At 55.0% G+C, this 17,658-nt stretch carries 12 protein-coding genes, 1 tRNA gene, 2 rRNA genes and 1 riboswitch (1 of these 16 cut by a window edge); of the genes, 5 read left to right on the top strand and 10 right to left on the bottom strand.

Annotated features, from left to right (window positions below; all coding sequences use genetic code 11):
- A 23S ribosomal RNA gene (locus tag EL361_RS16140) occupies positions 1-376 on the top strand (it extends 2,562 nt beyond the left edge of the window).
- A 47-nt stretch (positions 377-423) separates the two neighbouring features.
- Positions 424-538, top strand: a 5S ribosomal RNA gene (gene rrf / locus EL361_RS16145).
- Positions 539-1,203: 665 nt separating this feature from the next.
- On the opposite strand, the gene EL361_RS16150 is transcribed toward rrf, so the two are convergent.
- Positions 1,204-1,443 (bottom strand): hypothetical protein, encoded by a 240-nt coding sequence (locus tag EL361_RS16150; protein ID WP_126380968.1) that lies wholly within the window; start codon positions 1,441-1,443, stop codon positions 1,204-1,206.
- A gap of 21 nt (positions 1,444-1,464) precedes the next feature.
- On the bottom strand, positions 1,465-3,528 hold the full coding sequence (locus EL361_RS16155; protein WP_126380969.1) for a ribonucleoside triphosphate reductase: 2,064 nt from the start codon (positions 3,526-3,528) through the stop codon (positions 1,465-1,467).
- 181 nt (positions 3,529-3,709) lie between these two features.
- A riboswitch (cobalamin riboswitch) is annotated at positions 3,710-3,886 on the bottom strand.
- A 519-nt stretch (positions 3,887-4,405) separates the two neighbouring features.
- Here EL361_RS16155 and EL361_RS16160 point away from each other — a divergent pair.
- Positions 4,406-4,957, top strand: coding sequence for a hypothetical protein (locus tag EL361_RS16160; protein WP_126380970.1), 552 nt, complete (start codon positions 4,406-4,408; stop codon positions 4,955-4,957).
- Positions 4,958-5,032: 75 nt separating this feature from the next.
- Here the strand turns inward: EL361_RS16160 and EL361_RS16165 are convergent, their stop codons facing one another.
- The 7 genes from EL361_RS16165 to EL361_RS16195 form a co-directional block, all read right to left on the bottom strand.
- The gene (locus tag EL361_RS16165) at positions 5,033-5,638 is read right to left on the bottom strand and encodes a YceI family protein (RefSeq protein WP_172961805.1); all 606 of its coding nucleotides are present in this window, start codon (positions 5,636-5,638) and stop codon (positions 5,033-5,035) included.
- 80 nt (positions 5,639-5,718) lie between these two features.
- On the bottom strand, positions 5,719-6,957 hold the full coding sequence (locus EL361_RS16170; protein WP_126380972.1) for a NupC/NupG family nucleoside CNT transporter: 1,239 nt from the start codon (positions 6,955-6,957) through the stop codon (positions 5,719-5,721).
- A gap of 144 nt (positions 6,958-7,101) precedes the next feature.
- On the bottom strand, positions 7,102-8,277 hold the full coding sequence (locus tag EL361_RS16175) for a LysM peptidoglycan-binding domain-containing protein (RefSeq protein ID WP_126380973.1): 1,176 nt from the start codon (positions 8,275-8,277) through the stop codon (positions 7,102-7,104).
- Entirely contained in the window at positions 8,274-9,281 is a 1,008-nt protein-coding gene (locus EL361_RS16180; RefSeq protein WP_126380975.1) for a polysaccharide deacetylase family protein, read from the bottom strand. Before EL361_RS16180 ends, EL361_RS16175 begins: the two co-directional genes overlap by 4 nt.
- Before the next feature lie 27 nt (positions 9,282-9,308).
- Positions 9,309-11,162: an adenylate/guanylate cyclase domain-containing protein gene (locus tag EL361_RS16185; protein WP_172961806.1), complete on the bottom strand. Its 1,854-nt coding sequence runs from the start codon at positions 11,160-11,162 to the stop codon at positions 9,309-9,311.
- 183 nt (positions 11,163-11,345) lie between these two features.
- The gene (locus EL361_RS16190; protein ID WP_126380979.1) at positions 11,346-13,508 is read right to left on the bottom strand and encodes an ATP-dependent helicase; all 2,163 of its coding nucleotides are present in this window, start codon (positions 13,506-13,508) and stop codon (positions 11,346-11,348) included.
- Positions 13,509-13,547: 39 nt separating this feature from the next.
- Entirely contained in the window at positions 13,548-14,852 is a 1,305-nt protein-coding gene (locus EL361_RS16195) for an alkaline phosphatase family protein (RefSeq protein WP_126380981.1), read from the bottom strand.
- Positions 14,853-14,945: 93 nt separating this feature from the next.
- On the opposite strand from EL361_RS16195, the gene EL361_RS16200 reads away from it, so the two are divergent.
- Positions 14,946-15,032, top strand: a tRNA-Leu gene (locus tag EL361_RS16200).
- A gap of 504 nt (positions 15,033-15,536) precedes the next feature.
- Positions 15,537-16,973: a calcium-binding protein gene (locus EL361_RS17335; RefSeq protein ID WP_197723446.1), complete on the top strand. Its 1,437-nt coding sequence runs from the start codon at positions 15,537-15,539 to the stop codon at positions 16,971-16,973.
- A gap of 117 nt (positions 16,974-17,090) precedes the next feature.
- On the opposite strand, the gene EL361_RS16210 is transcribed toward EL361_RS17335, so the two are convergent.
- Entirely contained in the window at positions 17,091-17,546 is a 456-nt protein-coding gene (locus tag EL361_RS16210; protein ID WP_126380985.1) for a C-GCAxxG-C-C family protein, read from the bottom strand.
- Positions 17,547-17,658: the final 112 nt, after the last annotated feature.

A 17,658-nucleotide genomic window follows, 5' to 3' on the forward strand; every position in this document is an offset into this window, starting at 1 on the left:
GGGCTGGAGCAGGTCCCAAGGGTACGGCTGTTCGCCGTTTAAAGTGGTACGCGAGCTGGGTTTAAAACGTCGTGAGACAGTTTGGTCCCTATCTTCTGTGGGCGTAAGAGACTTGAGAAGGGTTGCCCCTAGTACGAGAGGACCGGGGTGAACGAACCTCTGGTGTTCCTGTTGTCGTGCCAACGGCATCGCAGGGTAGCTATGTTCGGAAAGGATAACCGCTGAAAGCATCTAAGCGGGAAGCCTGCTTCAAGATTAGGTCTCTCTGACGCAAGTCCTAAAGACCCGTTGAAGACTACAACGTTGATAGGCCGGATGTGTAAGTGCAGCAATGTATTCAGCAAACCGGTACTAATAGGTCGTGAGTCTTAACTCCTTTACTATAGAACAACTACATCCTTCCTTATTAACTAATATATTTGTCCTGGTGCCCATGGAGAAGGGGGTACACCCGATCCCATTCCGAACTCGGAAGTTAAGCCCTTCATCGCCGATGATACTGCTGAGTAGTCAGTGGGAAAGTAGGCCGGTGCCAGGACTCTCTTTTGGAAAGGCCCGCAAGCTAACAAGCTTGTGGGCCTTTCTGCGTTGGAGACAGCCTTACCTACAGTGCAAAATGAAAGTTGCGACGACGGTGATCAACGTGTCTGTCAGGTGTTCTGCCGGGGGGAGGAACGCTTTGATTGGGGCCGTTACGCCAGCCACGGCCATAAGCGCGGTCAGCCAGGCATTGGCCTCTTGTCCAGGCATCACGGGCTCCAGAGGGGTGCTGTGAGGTTCAACAGAATCCAATCGTCTCTTATTGCCGCTGTTATGCCCCACACGGCTGTCTGCATAGCACCCGTTATCCGTGGGATTTCTGTACGCGGGCGAGGACGGTTCGATTCCCGGCGTTTCGTCTTAACGCTAACGAGGCTCATTCAATCGTCCCTACTCGTTGCCAGCCTATAGTTTAGCTGGGGTATTCGGCTGTGGCGCCTCATAGCTCAATCTTCGGCAAGGTATTTGGCCTGACACTCTTGAGACCCTGTAGGGTGTTCCTGAGGCCTTCTGCGAAACTTCAAGGCTCGCAATGGGGTAACGGAGTAAGTTGAAGCTTGATAGGTATATGCGATTTTTACACCTGAGGCACACTTGCCCCATGAAAAAACGCCCGCCCCCAAAAATTGGAGGACGGGCGTTATCGTATTGATATGATTCTCTTCAGCTATGGTCAGATCCATTCCCGGTCTGGACTACGATATCATTGATATCGGAAAGAGCCTTTGCTCTGCCCTGTGCCAGTTTCTTCCATTTACGCTTCTCTTTTTTGAGGGCTTCAATGGTGTGCATCAGGTTCTGGATGGTCTGGGCAGGATAGCCGTGGGTTGAACGGCTTCCTCTGCGCAACTCCTCGTCGTTACGTTGTCGTACGGCAGCAAGTTGATTGGCGTCGAGAATCATAGGGTTTATCTCCTGCGGATATTAGGCCGAGGTGCAGAACGTATCCATGGTATATTCCGAGCGATCCTTGAACTCTTCCTGCTTGCCCTTGTTCCAGCGCCCAACAGGGCGATAGTAGCCCACCACTCGGGTATAGACCTCGGTTTCGTCACCACAGGTCGGGCAATCGAAATGCTCGCCATAGATATAACCGTGTTCCTTGCATACAGAGAAGGTGGGCGTCACCGAGATATAGGGAATCTTGGTTTTGCTCATAGCCTTGAGCAGGAAGCTTTTCACGCTTTCTTCATTGGGCACGGCTTCGCCGAGGAAGGTATGGAAAACCGTACCGCCATTGTAAAGCGTCTGCAGCTTGTCCTGATGCTCGAGGGCAAAAAAGACATCTTCGGTGGCGCCAACGGGCAGCAAGGTGGAGTTGGTGTAATACGGTACCGCATTACCCGAGGTGTAGATGTCTTCATACAGCCCCTTGTCGATCTTGGCCAAGCGGTAGCAAGTGCCTTCTCCTGGCGTGGCTTCCAGGTTGTACAGGTGGCCTGTCTTTTCCTGGAACTGAACCACCAATTCCCGAAGGTGGTTGAGAACCCGTTGCATGAGTCGTGAACCGGATTCAGTGTCAACGCCCTTGCCCAGCATATTCATGCAGGCTTCATGACCACCGATGAGTCCGATGGTGGAGAAGTGGCCGTTGAAACCGTTCTTCAGGTAGCGGCGGGAGAAAGGGAACATCCCCGCGTCCAGGTTTTTCTCCACGATCTTGCGCTTGAATTCCAGCGACTCGCAGGCAAGTTCGGCGTACTCGGTAACAAGGTCGATGAAGTCGTCTTCGTTGTGTGCCAGGTAGGCCAGTTTGGGAAGATTCAGAGTGACAACACCGATGGAGCCTGTGAGATCGCCAGCTCCGAACAGTCCTCCGGTTTTCTTGCGAATTTCACGCAGGTCCATCTGAAGACGGCAGCACATGGAGCGTACGTCTTCCGGATTGAGATCCGAGTTGATGAAATTCTGGAAGTACGGCGCACCATACTTGGCGGTCATCTGTAACAGAAGTTTTCCTTCTGGAGACTCCCAGGGGAAGTCCTCGGTCACGTTGTATGTCGGAATGGGGAAGGAGAAGATCCGGCCGTTTGCGTCGCCTTCAAGCATGACTTCCAGGAATGCCCGGTTGATGAGTGCCATTTCCTCGGCGTATTCACCATAGGTCGAATCCTGAAATGCGCCACCGATGATGATGGGCTCGTTGGCAATGTGTGACGGGGGGACAAAATCGAATGTGAAATTGGTGAACGGGCTTTGTCCGCCCCAGCGGGAGGTCGCATTCAGGTTGTGGAGCAGCTTCTGAATCTGCTGCTTCACTGTGGCGTAATCCAGACCATCGTGCCGGATAAACGGAGCCAGGTATGTATCCACGTTATTGAAGGCCTGTGCTCCGGCCCATTCGTTCTGGAGGGTGCCAAGGAAATTGACGATCTGTCCGCAGGCCGCATCAAAGTGCTTCGCCGGGGTGGATGAACAGCGGTCACGAAGGTTGAAGCCTTCCAACAGCAAATCACGCAGGCTCCAGCCCGAGCAGTACCCTGCCAGGCCAAAAGAGAGGTCATGGATATGAAAATACCCGTGATTGTGGGCCATGCGCACTTCTTCGGGATACTTTTCAAGTACGTACCTGGCCTGAACCGATCCGGCCATGTGCAGGATCAGTCCCTGGAAGGAGTGAACCATGTTGGAGTTCTCGTTGACCCGCCAGTCCACATTGTCGAGATAGCTTTCGGTGACGCCGGAAATATCCAGAAAGGCGTCATTCTGGGTGCGTAACTCACGGCGTTTTTCGCGGTAGATGATATAGCGCTCTGCAACCTTGTACAGCCGGACTTCCATCAGCACCTGCTGGACCATGTCCTGCACCTGTTCCTGCTCGGGAACATCTACATCCACAAGCTTGGCTTCCACTTTCTTGGCCAAGCGGTTGGCAAGAAGAGGGTCCTTGATACCGCTGCCCTTGAGGGCTTTGAATATGGCGTTTCCAATGCGCTTGGTAGACCAGGTCTCGACGCATCCATCACGTTTTTGAATTTGGCTAGGCATAAGTGTCTCTTGATAAACAGCGCTTGGCGGCAAAGCGGAAAACGCCGGACCTGTGGGGCGGCGTTCTGACTGTTTACATGGTTGTCGTGTGTAATTCCCGCTCAGCTGAACCGCCGGGAATTCGACAACGGTTATTGGGTATGAATGTGCATCTCCGTCAGTGGCCTCCGCGGGCCTCATCGGGCTAGAATCGCTTCAGGTAGGTCTTCTGGCTTTCCCTTGTTCGGTCAGCCTTCCCGCCTTGAGGGCAGTGGCATAGGGGGCCGAACTTTTATTGGGATTACAGCGGCGGGACCGCTCCGGTTTTGCACCGGATTCCTTGTTATGGCTTGCTGCCACCTGAAGGGCATCACGAGGTGTGGAAGGTTAGCCCAAGGGCCTTGCGAGTGCAAGGTAGAGCGGGGACTTTTGTGATAAATGTCAGGATGATGATAAAGTCCAATGATCCAAAATGGATGGCGGATGGTTGGGCGGGACGGGAGAAGCTGATATCCCGTGGGCATCAGCTTCCGAGGACTTAATTCATGGTGAATGAAAAGATGCTGGGCCAAAGCGTTTGAGTGTTTTTGATGGGCACGCGGAGGAATAGGAACAGACTTGATTTGGTTAATGTAGCAGTACGAAGTTGTTGACGATACACAGTGATTGACCGGATCTTATACAACGTTTTGAATTTCAGGTCTCGTTAACTGCGTGCAGGTTGTGTCCTTGGTCATGAATAACGTGCTTCTGAACTTGACGGAGAATGCTCAAGCTCTTAAGAGAGACAACCGTTGGTCCGGCATGGACTTGCGGAATCGATAGCGAACACATTGCAGCTGTCATATTGCTGTGCTATTTTTAGTTATTACGTCGATACCAACCCAGGAGGAAGGCAATGGGAAATAGCGTTTACATTCTCTACAGCGGTGGCGCAAACGGCGCCGAAGCCGAGTTTGGAGCCCTGGCCGAGCGATACGGTCTGGAAGAGGTCAATTATAGCTTTGAAGGGCACCAGACCGGGCGCGAACGCGGTGCACGGGTTTTGACTACGGAAGAGCTGACTCTTAAAGATGTGAGTCTGACCTACGTGTCTCGTTTGATGAATCGCAAATTTTCCAGTGCCCCCATCTTCCGCAAGGTATTGCAGAGCATCTGTTGGCAGGTCGCCAGTGGGCATGAGGTCTACGTGGTAGGTGCCATTCAGGAAGATGGTACCGTCAAAGGTGGTACCGGCTGGGGGGCCGAGTACGCAAAGATATGCAACAAGCCGTTGTTTGTCTTCGATCAGGAGAAAAAGTCGTGGTTCCAGTGGCTGAAGGGAAGCTGGGAAGTGGTGGAAGCGCCGGTGATCAGCCACCATCATTTCACCGGAACGGGCACCCGTTTCATGAATGACGATGGGCGCAAAGCCCTGACCGAACTGTTCGAGCGCAGCTTCGGTAAATAATACTGATTGCTCCCTTGGGAGCTGACTGGTGATAATGAAAGCCGCTACCTGCCAAGGTGGCGGCTTTTTGCATGGCTATTGGCAGTCTTCTCTTGGACTGAGTAGCTCGCCTTGCAGCGTGATACCAACCGTGTTGTCCACGAGCCCCATCTGCAGGAATTTTCCGTCACCCACCCCAAAATCGAGTCTATTCAGGGTGTGATGAGCTTTAAAACCAAGGACATCCATACATTCCATGCCCGGAAAGGGAGGGTGCTGTGTCATCTCGGTCAGTGCGAAGGTCAGAGTCGCGGGATGGTTGGTGTTGCGAATGGTGAGAACTCCATGCGCATTGAACCAGCCGTCACCTTGATTGGTGATTTTTGTGCTGGTGAAGTGGAGTTGTGGGTGGTTTGCGCTGTCGAAGAAGTCTGGGGTTTTCAGATGAGCGTCACGTTTGTCCACCCCGGTGTTGATGGAGTCGACATGGATTTGTATGTCGATCATGCCGATCCCCGGTATTTCGGGGTCAATGATGGTGCCCTCAAAGTTGTTGAAGAATCCTGTAACGTTGCCAGCAATATGCCGAATGGTGAATACGGCCTGGCTGTGGTTGTTATCGATGCGCCAGGATCTGGCCTGGGCATGTGAGGTGATGAGTACTGTCATTAATATCATGACAAGCAACATGACGCGTTTCACAGTGACCTCCGTTTTGTGAAGGGGATGACGCGCCATCATATCACGGATATAGGTGCACGTGTAGTCGCCTGGACGCCGTTTTAGTAGAGCAGGCTGACCACGGCCCCGGTCATGAGCGTTGCCAATGTCCCAACAGCAACCGATTTGATTCCCAGGGAGACAATCTCTTCACGCCGTTCAGGGACCATGGTCCCCAATCCGGCAATCATGATGCCCAGGCTACCCGGATTGGCGAAACCACACATGGCGTATGTCATGATGACTCGGCTCTTTTCAGAGAGAGCTTCGGGTGAAGTGGCCGCCAGGGCAAGATAGGCCAGGAATTCGTTGAGTATGGTTTTGGTTCCCATCAACGTGCCTGCTGTTGTTGCTTCAGCCCAGGGGACTCCAGCCAGCCAGACCAGTGGGCTCATGACCCATCCCAATAATCTCTCCAGAGTCAGGGGGGCGTTGGCGACATCAGGTATCAGTCCCAGAATCTGATTGGTCAGGCTGACGATGGAGACCAACACGATGAGCAGGCCGATGACATTGATCAGCAGTTGAACTCCACTGGCAGTGCCTTTGGTGACGGCGTCCATGGAGCTGATTGCGTTGTCTGGCGATGCGATGTCACCCTGAGTCGAGTCCGCATTTTCGGGTATGACGATCATGGCCAGCATGATGGAGGCCGGTGCACTCATGAGCGAAGCTGCAAGGATATGTCCCATGGCCCCAGGAACGACCGGGGCAATGATCTGGGCATACAGCACCAGAACCGTACCGGCCACGGTTGCCATGCCACAGGTCATGAGCGCAAACAGTTCGCTACGAGTCATGTTGAGAAGGTAGGGCCGAATGAGGAGCGGAGCTTCGACCATGCCTACAAAGATATTGGAAGCTGTTCCGACTCCAAGCGCTCCTCCAATATGCATGGTTCGTTGCAGAATGAGTGAAAAGAAACGGACAACTGCGGGGATGATGTTCCAGTAGAAAAGCAGTGAGGACAATGCACTCATGACGATAATGATGGGCAGGGCCTTCAAGGCAAAGATGAAAGCAGCACCTGGCCATGGTTCGGCAAAAGGCAGGGTGCCGCCACCAAGATAGCCGAAGACGAAACTGGTGCCAGCAGTGGTGGCCTTGTCCAGGATTTCTACGGCATGGTTCAGGAAAATGAAAACGTGCTGTGCTCCAGGGACTTTGAGCAGCAACAGGCCCACCCCGAATTGAAGGCCCAATCCGGTAGCGATGAGCCCAGGGCGAACTGCCCGGCGGTTCTCGGAAAAAATCCAGGCGAGGGAGATGAAGGCGAAGAGTCCGAGCAGTCCTTGAAGCATGCGAGAGTCCTTGGAATAAGTGTTTGAAACAGCCGTGCTGACGAATACAACGTATGGTCAGTCAGAACAAGGCTGTGGGCTGTGGAAATGAATTGTCCCCCTGCCGTTACACGGGAGGGGGACAATATGGGCGTCGGTGCAGGCCTAAAGTCCTCGAACAGCCTCAAGCAGCTTGCGGGCCTTCTCCAGGTCCGTACGGGCCTTGCCGTGGAAGGGGTTGACCTGCAGAGTCAGTTCCCATTGTTCCACGGCTTTCTCAAGATCTTCGTTTAGGAAGTGCTTGACCCCTGAGAGGTAGAGAGGCTCGGAGTCGGCAGCGAGTTTGCCTTCAACATGTTTGCGGAGTTTGCCTGAGTCCTTGTACCCCTTTGGCAGGCGGATCAAGGAACGCATGGCCTCGCTTGCCGATCCTTCGGTCCACAGCTTGCTGGCCAGCCTGTAGTAGGACTCATTGCGTACTTCGCGGGCATCAGCATTATCAGGATTGGCGGAGAGTATTTCATCGGTCATGGAAACTGCCGTCTCGTATAGGCCGTTGCCGAACTGCAATTTGGCCATGACCAGTAATGCGTCGGCACTGCCTGCTTCAGCCATGCCCAGATCTTCTTCGTACATGGACGATGCTGCAGGTTCCTGAATGGCAACCACGATAGTCGAACCATTCTTGCCGATCTGATCCTTTTTCTTTGGCGATGCAGCGGCATGGAGCCGACGGGTGAGTTTCTTGTTCAAGACGGGCGTTTTGAGGATGTCGCCGGGATTCAGCGTGTCCACGATGGACAGGTTGTTGATGCGGGTGAGCAGCAGCTCTCCACCCGGATTGCCGTAGATCTTTTCGGCGATGCGGCGCAGAGTGTCCCCTTCCTCTACGGTGTAGTCCTGAAGAACAGGAGGGTTGTATCCGTCCTTCAGGTAGGGCAGTGCCATTGTGTTGTCAGGATCCAGGTGCAGGGAGGCCAGCAGCTCAGCGCGTGCCCCGTCTTTGTTTCCGGCTTCGAACTTGGCCTGTCCGCGATCGAATTGGGCTTTGGCCTTGGCGTTCAGGTCTTTCTTGATTTCTCGGGCAAGTCGCAGGGATTCTCGGTCGCCCCTGTTGATTGTTACCGCGAGGCGATACAGCTCCAGAGCCGCGAGTAGATCACCTTCGGCCTGTGCTGCCTTGGCCTTTTCCAGGACCAACGGTGCAATCAACTCAAAGGGGTCGTCTTGCTCCAGGGTTGCAATGGCTTTGACTTCGTCCACAAGGTCGGCATCTGCCTGCATTGGCATGGACAGCAAAGCCGCCAGGGTCATGATCAGGGTAAAAATGACGGCTTTCATTTTGATTCTCCTTTTTGGGAGAAGATAAACAGCTTTTCGAACTCGGCCATACTCATATTACCGGGTACGGAATTTCGCTTCACCAAGTAGTTGTTCGTAAAGAATGGATTGGCTCCTTTTCCCATGGTCAGTGCACCCCTGAATCCGTTCTTCTTCAACAATGAAATGACCATTTCGTTGGTGGCGCCAAAGGGGTAGGCAAAGAAGTCTGGAGCATATCCGATTTCCGTCTTGAACTGCAGGGTGGGTACGGTCATTTCCCGATCTACGGCAATGACGAAATCTTCAAGGGTCTCATCGCCCTGGCGACGGGTCAGGTTGCGCAGGGTTTTGGTTCTGTGACCAATGCCGATGCCCGAATCGTGCATCTGGCGAATCTGTTCCCAGGACAGGGCTGCGCCCTTGCCACTGACCAGATCGGTGGCCACGAACACGGTGGCAGGATACCCGAACTTTTGGAGGACAGGGTAGGCCACGCTGAAGGTGTTTTTGCCCACATCGTCGATGGTGATCACCACCGCTTTTTCAGGAGCCTGTTCCTTGAATTCCAGGAAATCATAGAAGCGATCCAGAGGCAGGGGTGTGTATCCCTTGTCTTTCAGGAACTGCATCTGTGCCTCGAAATCGGAGCGCTTGACGGTGATGGCGTCGGAAACGTCTTCTGAAAAACCGCTATAGGCCAGCACCGGGACAGTCTGAATCCGGTTGTCTTGAATACCGCCCAGGTTGATGGGGGTACGAGGGATGATGACGATATCCCCTTCCTTGACGGAATCGATTCGGTTGTAGGCGGCAATGATCCATGCTTTGTCCGGATCCTTCAGATAACGGTTGGACAGAGTCTTCAGTGTATCCTTGGCGCGCACCTTGACCACGGAGTAGTTCTTGGAGGTGCGAGTTGGTGATACCCGTTTGGACCTTTGTGAGCCGCAGCCGGTGATTGCAACGGCCAGAATCAAAAGTAGAGCTGCCATCAAGATGTGGCGCAGGGTTTTCGAGTTCACAGTCCTCCCCCCTCCTCGTTGTTGAGACTAAGCAGACTTTTTGGGAGCCTGCGGTGTAGGTGAAGTCCCGCCGGAAGCGGTTTCCGCTGATTGATCCGTTACTGTCGTCGGACGAGTCTTGGGAGGCGGTGGTGCCGCCGGTCCAGCCTTGGAAGGCGGAGGAGCCGCAATGCCCTCGCCGCTGAAGGGGATGGGCTCCGGGGCCGGTCCGTCTTCTTTCCCGTGTATCTTCAGGATTTCAAAAGGCTGCAACGGCTGTGATTTTCCCTTGACCATCTGCGGCTGCATCATCCTGGTGGCAGCGAGGTCTTTGACCCTGCCGAAAGTGCTCTCGCTGAGTACGATTTTACCTGGTCCGGCCAGCGCATTCAGGCGGGATGCCACGTTTACCGTGTCACCAATGACTGTGTATTCCATGCGCACTTCCGAACCGATGTTACCAGAGACAACCTCTCCGGTATTGATAGAGGCTCCCACCCGCCCGAGAACAGGATTGGTCGTATTTTCGGCCCGCTGCATAAGTTCCTGCTGCATGTCCCATGCAGCTTTCACGGCGTTGACGGCGTGATCTCCTTCGTAGTCCGGCAGGCCACCAAATACTGCCAGCACTTCGTCTCCAATGAATTTGTCGATGTAGCCGTCGTTGGCTGCGATATGCTTACTCGCCACGTCGAAGAATTCGTTCAAGTTTTCGACGATGACGGCAGGATCGCTTGACTCCGAATATTTGGTGAACCCCCGGACGTCGGCGAACATGATGGTCGCCTCGGACTTGTTACCCTTGAGCCAGACACTCTCGGGGTCGGCCAGGATCAGATCGCGGATGGTGGTGGATACATATCGACCAAAGCTTTCGCGCATGATGGATTTGAGCCACAGTTCGTGGCTCATGTAGTTGAACGCCTTCCCCAGGTCGTCGAATTCGTCCTTGCGTCTGAAATTGACTTTGTGGTGGTAGTTTCCACCGGAAATTTCCTTGGTGGCGACCACAAGTTTCGAGATGGGGCGTGAAAAGTTGGTGCCGAGCAGTCCTGCCACGGCCATGCCGATCAGGAAGAAGATGATGGTCATCACGTAGATGAAGACCTTTTCCTTGCCGATGCGGTCCTGAATGAAGTCCAGAGAGATGCCGACGTGCACTTCACCCAGCGCTTTGCTCTGGAATTCCACCGGCGCTGTAACATTCAAAATTTGTTCGTTATTGATGAGTCTGCGCTTGAAGTAGGAGATGTTGCCCTCTGTGGAGACATCTCCGATCCTGCCCGGGAGGACCAGGGGCTTTCCGACTTGGCTCAAATCCGTATGAGCCTTGATGGTCCCGTCTCGCCCGGCGATAATTGCGTAGACCAGTCCTTCGATTTGGGTGACTTCCTTGATCAGGGAATTCAGGCGCAATGTGTCGTCGTTCACCAAGGGGATTTTGGCTTCCGTGGTGAAGTAGCCAAGGCTGATTTTCCCGGATTTGACGCTTTCTCGATACAGGTTGTTGGCCTGTCGTTTGAGCATGAAGTAGGATAGCACCAACATGATGGTCAGCAGGAATACTGCCAGGGTAAGTGACAGCTTGACGCTGATGGGGATTCGTATGCCTAAAAGCCCTTTGGCGGCGGGATCGAGTTGCTCATCAATGTCATCGGTAAGGGAGGTGGCACCCAGGCCATAGACTCTGTTGATCAGGGCCAGAACATCCTTCTTGTCTGCGAACCCGCTTTCTACAACAACCCGTGACAGGGGGAGGGAGTGTCCCTGCGCCTCTGCCTGATTTTGGCGTTCCACGGCCTGGGCCAGTTGCATTGCATTGATCAGGCCTTCGCGGATCAACGCTTCACCGAGTGGTATATGTGCTCCACCACTTGAGCCAAACAGGTTGCCGAGTGACATTGTCATCTCCTCGTGCCCATGCACATCAACAAAGTATCCTGCGCCCCTCTCAGCAGGAGAGTCTGCCTTATGGCATTCAGAAATCGATACTATATCAATATATAGCTCTTGAATGGCTAAAAAATCAAGTGTGCCTATATTTTGGGGTAGAAAACGTGAAGAAAGAGCTGATATGTCTGGTGTCTATTCCATTTCGAGGTAATCCGCTAGGATTACTTTGAGGCCGAACCCCGGGAAATTGATGCGAAATTTCCCCTCACCCACGGTGGCGATGACCTTGCCGCGTCCAAAAATCTTGTGTCGGCAATATCCGAGTTGAGTCGGGCCGTTTCCTGTGGCGGTTGGGCCAGTGCCTGCCCCTTTTGAGGAGTGCTTGGCTGTGGAGGATTGCACCGACGATGCAGGTGCCTCAGGCGTGCGCGTGGTGCCACCGTCCACCCTGGCCAGGCCACCCGAGTAGTTTTCGCGCCAGGCCTCGTAGGTGCTCAGGGGCAACTCGGACAGGAAGGGGCTTTCCAGGGCGGGCTCACTTGTACCGTTGTATTGATTGTAAATTACGCTAGGGACGAACAGGGCCAGCCTGTCTTTGGCGCGGGTGCAGGCGACGTAGAGCAGGCGGCGTTCCTCTTCCAGATCCTCGGCGCGTTGCAATGCGTGGCGGGAGGGAAAGCGGTCCTGCACCAGGTCGATGATGACTACGGCCGACCATTCCAAACCTTTGGCCGAGTGCACGGTGGACAGCACCAGCGTATCCTCTTTGCCTGTGTCTTTCTCCGGTTCCGGGTTCTCCAGTGAGATATCACCCAGGAATCCGTCCAGGTTCTCGTAGCCTGCGGCAATGCGCTGCAACTGTTCCAGGCCGGATTGACGGCGGGGATAGTCGTCCGCGAATTTCTTTTCCAGAATGGGTTGGTAGAATTCCAATACCCTGCCAAGCAGCGGGGAAGGCCGCTGGTCCTGAGTGCGCAATCCGTCCAGAAAATCCAGCACTTCGTTGACTTGCGGGTTGCGTTTGCAGGAAGCCGTAAGATATTTTTTGTCACCGTCCATGACAGCTGCGAAGATCTTGGCGCAGGTCTTGGGGCCAACCCCTTTTACATGATCGAAAACGCGTTGCCATGCAGGGATGTCTGAGGGGTTCTGCATCAGCCGCAGGAAACTCAGGGCATCGCGAATGTGCGCGGCCTCGGTGAAGCGGATGCCGCCGAACTTCTGGAAGCGGATGCCGAGTTTGTTCAGTGCGACTTCAAGGGAGTAGGACTGGTACCCCGCACGGAAGAGCACTGCGACTTCGTGCAAGGGAAACTTGCGCCCGAACTCCAGAACTTTTGAAACCACGGCCTGGGCCTGGGATCGATCCGAGATGGTGCGCACCATCTGAGGCTTGTGGCTGTCCTTGCGTTCGGTAAACAGGTTTTTCCTGATTTTCAACTCTGCCTGCTCCAGCAGGGCGTTGGTCAGGTCCAGAATGGGCTGGGTCGAGCGGTAGTTCTGTTCCAGGCGGATCAGTTTTGCACCGTCGAACATCTGCTCGAAGGACAGGATGTTATGCACGTTGGCTCCGCGAAAGGCATAGATGGACTGGGCATCATCGCCCACGGCCATCACATTTCCGCTTTTTCCACCCAGCAGTTTGACGATGCGCGCCTGCACGAGGTTGGTGTCCTGGAATTCGTCCACCATGACGTATTTGAAGCGGCTGCGGGCAAAGTCGCGTGCCGGTTCGTGGTCACGAAGCAGGCGCTCCAACCCGAAGAGCAGGTCGTCGTAGTCGTAGAGTCCATGGCGTTTTTTGAAGACGGCGTAGGCCTTGGCCAGTTGCTCGATCTCGCCCTCGTAGCGCAGCATGTGGAAGGCCTCGTTCTGCAGCACCGCACTGAGGGCCAACTCTTTATTTCGGGACTTGCTGATCAGGCCCATGAGCGTTGATTTTTTTGGGAAAGATCGATCGCCTTTGCCCATGCCGAGATCACTTTTGATGTCGCGCAGGGCATTTTCGGCATCTCCCTGATCCATGATGGATACACGACCGGCTTCGTCCAAGGCTCCCGGGAAACGGCGCAGCATGGAGAAGGCAAAAGCATGGAAGGTGCCCCCCGTTACTCCGGCCAGCCCGCCTTCGAGCAGCAGCTCGGCCCGGTCCTGCATCTCCTGCGCGGCCTTGCGGGTGAAGGTCAGCAGCAGAATGTTTTCCGGGGCCACGCCGTTTCGTACCAGGTGCGCCAGGCGGTAGACGATGGTTCGGGTCTTGCCCGAGCCTGCACCAGCGATGACGAGCACTGGACCTTCGGTGTGACTTACGGCTTCCCATTGGGCTGGGTTCAAATCATTTTTTAGGTCGATCATGAGGATACCGGGGGTCGGAGATTGAGGATGGCGAAGCGCCTAATCTTGCTTGGGGAAGTCGAAAAAGTCCAGAACCAACCGGCCAGTATCGCGAAGGCGCCGTGGTGCCGCTCCATTGGAATCATAGAAAAAAACATCATCGGCACAGTGTACGCCATGGCGGCCATGAAAACCGAAAAGCGAGCGGCTATCGAATTTGGCAGTCAGGCTGAAGCCTGGATGCGGCTCGGCCACCAGTTCCGGGGCTATCCCGGCCATGGGCCCTGGATAGAGGATTTCGCGCTCATGGACTGTGCGGATGACCGGGCGGCCCTCAAACGTCAGGCTCATGAGACCCTTACGGATGCGATCCAGCAGGCCAGGAACCTCTGTGGGGGTGACTCCGCCGCGCGAGAACCGTTCGCGCGTGTGCAGGTAGATGCGTCCAGGGTCCAGGGCAAAGGCTGCTGAGTCCGAGGCGATGGCACGTGCATCGTTTTCGTGGTCATGAGTTCCGGTCAGCCTCAGCAGGCCTTGTTCTGTGAGCCAAGTGTTGAGGTCCACCTCGGTGATCAGTTCCGTAAAACCATGGTCCGCCAGGGCGATTAGCCGCTTGGGGTCTGGCAGCGCTTCGTACATATTCAGAAATTCTCCGATAAGGGCATCCCATTTTCGGATGAAATTTTCGCAGGCCGGGGCCAATGGGTGGGTCGGATCGCTGAGCGCCGGATAATGAAAGTGGAACAGGCGGTCGGTCTCGGTCAGTACAAAGACGAAGAGGTCCCAGGCGAGATCGGGCCAGAGCATGTTCAGCGCCGTGTGGCGTGAATGCAGGGTTGTGCGCAGTTCAGTGAGCAACAGGTCTGGGTCATCTTTGCCGCGGGCCGTATCAGCCTCTAGTTGGTATCCGGCTTGTGTGAGGGGGCCGGAGAGAAAAGGAGGATAGACTGCCCGTGAGAGTTCCGGGGCTACGAATCCGGCGATGAGCATGCCCTTCAGGGGGTGCGCCGGGTAGGTGTTGGGGAGGTTGATGACCTTGCTGGTCAAGCCCTGTGCGCTAAGCCGTTGCAGGATCGTGGGGCAGCGCACGGCGCTGGAGTCGGCAATAGCGACCTCGTAAGTATGCGGATCAATGCGCGTGAAACCGAAGACACCATGTTCTTCGGGTCCAGCCCCGGTGGCAAATGAGGTCCAGTTGACGGGCGACAGCTCCGGCAGTTCGGAGCGCATGGAGCGCGCTTCATCCGTCATGGCGATGCGCGCCAGGTTGGGCGTCAGCCCACGGCGGCACCAGTCGCGGGCCAGTGACAGGGGCAGACCGTCCAGGCCAAGGACGGCCAAACGCGGGCGTTGATTATAGGTCATGGGCCGGTGCTACCGGGCGTGGGCGCGTCGGTCAAGGACATGTCTTGTTCTCATTGACCCGTGGTGTTATCGCGAGTATGAAATGCCACTCATGCCCGGGTGGTGGAATTGGTAGACACAAGGGACTTAAAATCCCTCGGTAGTGATACTGTGCGGGTTCAAATCCCGCCCCGGGTACCATAAGCATGTCGAGGGCTTGTCTGTGTTCATGGAGAATGCAGGCAAGCCTTTTTGTATGCAGTATGTCCCATTTCATCCCCATGGTGTCCCGGCTTGGCCGCGTTTACGATTGTTCGGCGTCCGTCTTAGTTGCCTCCTTGCATTATAGAGGGTGATCCTCTTGCAGGTTGCATGTCATTTTTGACGCTCAGCCGACCTGTTCGAATCGAATTTGAAATTGATGTCCGCAAGGTGTGTTAGATCAGAGTCGCTACGTTAGTTTTTCAACAGTCGCGAATAAATGTGGTTTATGTCATCATGGTACATGTCCAGATTTTTTGTGGCGGCTGAACCCAGCAAATACATTTTTTCTTTTGCGTGCGATCTGTAATGATCGTGCAGGTTTTTTCTTGGCGAATAGTTTGGAGGAGCATGTGTAGAGGCTCCTCTTTCTACGGTGCCACATACGTCGCATTGACGTGCGGAGGGAGGTTCCGCAGTCCAATTCTTGGGAGGAATGAGATTATGTCCAACCGGCAGCCCGAACTCTATCGTGTGATTACGGAAAACAAGCAGTTGCTCTCTGATGTGCTGAAAGCGTCAAGCACGGAGGACTTCGTCGCGACGGTGGAAAAGCTGGGCCGACAGCATGGTATTCCCGTGACATCGCAAGAAGTGATGGATTTCTTCGAGCACCCTGCGAGCAGGGAATTGTCCGACCAGGAATTGGAAATGGTAGTCGGTGGGAAGTTCGGCAGCATCGAGGATCTGCTGGCGTCCCTTTTTGCGGGCAACGACGAGATTCTGGGGGGGCAGGAGGATGATACCATCAAGGGCTATGGTGGAGATGATTCCCTGTACGGTTACGGTGGCGATGATTTCTTGTCCGGTGGCTCTGGTAACGATTTATTATCGGGCGGTCATGGCAATGACACACTCGAAGGGGGTGGCGGCAACGATTACCTGGATGGCGGCACGGGAGACGACAGCCTTTGGGGTGGCAGGGGCAACGATACGCTCGAAGGCGGCGACGGCAATGACTATTTGGATGGTGGCACGGGAGATGACAGCGTCCGCGGGGGGAGTGGTGTAGATACCCTGTACGGCGGGGACGGGCACGACACCCTGTATGGAGGTTGGGGCGGCGACAGCATGGTGGGCGGCTCGGGCGACGACAAGCTCTACGGGGACCAGGGGAACGACACCTTGTACGGTGGGGACGGGAACGACACCCTGTATGGCGGCACGGGCGACGACTCCCTACTCGGTGAAGCAGGTGATGATTTCCTGTTCGGTGGGGATCAGAACGATACCCTGCGCGGCGGGGCGGGCAACGACACCTTGCTGGGCGGCGAAGGCGGGGACCACCTCTACGGGGGCGAGGGGGACGACAGTATGTCTGGCGGGGCCATGTACGGCCATGAAGATTATGGCCATGATTCCATGTATGGCGATGCCGGTAACGACTCCATGGACGGCGGAGTCGGCAACGATTTTATGGATGGCGGCGATGACGACGATTTCATGACTGGCGGTGAGGGGTACGATACATTGTACGGCGGATCGGGGAATGACACCCTGGACGGCGGGAGAAACAGCGATTCGCTGTTTGGTGGTGCAGGCGACGACCTTCTCCTCGGCGGCGATTACTACGGCAACAACACCCTGGACGGTGGCGACGGCAACGACACCCTGGTTGGGGCCTACGGCAACGACATGCTGACTGGCGGAGCCGGTGCTGATGTTTTTGTCTTTGAAAAGGGAGCCCATGTCTCGAGCGCCGACACCATTACGGATTTCAACCCGCAGGAAGATTGGCTGATGATGAAAGGGGCCGAGTCCGGAGACTTCGATGTCACCGTTCAGGATGGGAACACCATCATCCAATACGGAACAACCACCATCACCTTGCAAGGCGTGGAAATGACCGAGGAAGAGGTTTGGGACCGGGTCCAGACCTGATGACCGGGGCAGAAATCTCTGTTCAGCCGAACATAAGCACTGCGTCCGATGACACTCGTGACCCGACCCCCCTGACCACCATGGCAAGAGTGTTGGCTGGGCGCGACACCGGTATCGTCAGACTAGCGCCAAGCCCTGCCTGCTGTATAAGATCAGTGACTCCAGAACGTCTTGAGTGACTAGTCGTACGATCTTTCGGCATTCGTCCATTTGAGCTTCTTCCCCAAAGCGCAGTCGAAGGGTCTGGCAATGGGTGGTGGCGTACCTCGCAAGGAATGCCTCGCGAACCGCTGCCCCCAGGTCTGCGGTCTCGGTCCAATCCTGTCCCGGTGCTTTTCGACCATGCATTTGGCCGATGGCAATGAGTGCTCCACTGAGAGCGCCGCAGACTTCCTGATGGGTTTTGCCAAATCCGCCACCAAAGGGGGTGGCGCAGGCCACGCTTGCTTCTGATTCCTGGCCCAAGGCTTCCAGTGTTGCCTTGGCTACGGCCTCGGCACAGTGGTATTCCTGACCAAAGTAGTTTCCAGCCAACTCGATGGCTTTCTCAAGATTGATCTTCGTGTTCTGCATCGTGAGCTCCTCTGTCTTGAGTTTTTCATATCAATCGGTATAGGCTATTGTTTAATTGATTGATCGAGTCAAACGATTCATTCCGATGGCTGTGATCGTTGTCCGCGATGGG

This window comes from Desulfovibrio ferrophilus, assembly GCF_003966735.1.
Lineage (GTDB): Bacteria > Desulfobacterota > Desulfovibrionia > Desulfovibrionales > Desulfovibrionaceae > Desulfovibrio_Q > Desulfovibrio_Q ferrophilus.

Bases quoted from the DNA above. Each gene is read 5' to 3' on its own strand.
- EL361_RS16150 (WP_126380968.1), bottom strand. From the start codon at position 1,443: ATGATTCTCGACGCCAATCAACTTGCTGCCGTACGACAACGTAACGAC.
- EL361_RS16155 (WP_126380969.1), bottom strand. From the start codon at position 3,528: ATGCCTAGCCAAATTCAAAAACGTGATGGATGCGTCGAGACCTGGTCT.
- EL361_RS16160 (WP_126380970.1), top strand. From the start codon at position 4,406: ATGGGAAATAGCGTTTACATTCTCTACAGCGGTGGCGCAAACGGCGCC.
- EL361_RS16170 (WP_126380972.1), bottom strand. From the start codon at position 6,957: ATGCTTCAAGGACTGCTCGGACTCTTCGCCTTCATCTCCCTCGCCTGG.
- EL361_RS16175 (WP_126380973.1), bottom strand. From the start codon at position 8,277: ATGAAAGCCGTCATTTTTACCCTGATCATGACCCTGGCGGCTTTGCTG.
- EL361_RS16185 (WP_172961806.1), bottom strand. From the start codon at position 11,162: ATGTCACTCGGCAACCTGTTTGGCTCAAGTGGTGGAGCACATATACCA.
- EL361_RS16190 (WP_126380979.1), bottom strand. From the start codon at position 13,508: ATGATCGACCTAAAAAATGATTTGAACCCAGCCCAATGGGAAGCCGTA.
- EL361_RS16195 (WP_126380981.1), bottom strand. From the start codon at position 14,852: ATGACCTATAATCAACGCCCGCGTTTGGCCGTCCTTGGCCTGGACGGT.
- EL361_RS17335 (WP_197723446.1), top strand. From the start codon at position 15,537: ATGTCCAACCGGCAGCCCGAACTCTATCGTGTGATTACGGAAAACAAG.
- EL361_RS16210 (WP_126380985.1), bottom strand. From the start codon at position 17,546: ATGCAGAACACGAAGATCAATCTTGAGAAAGCCATCGAGTTGGCTGGA.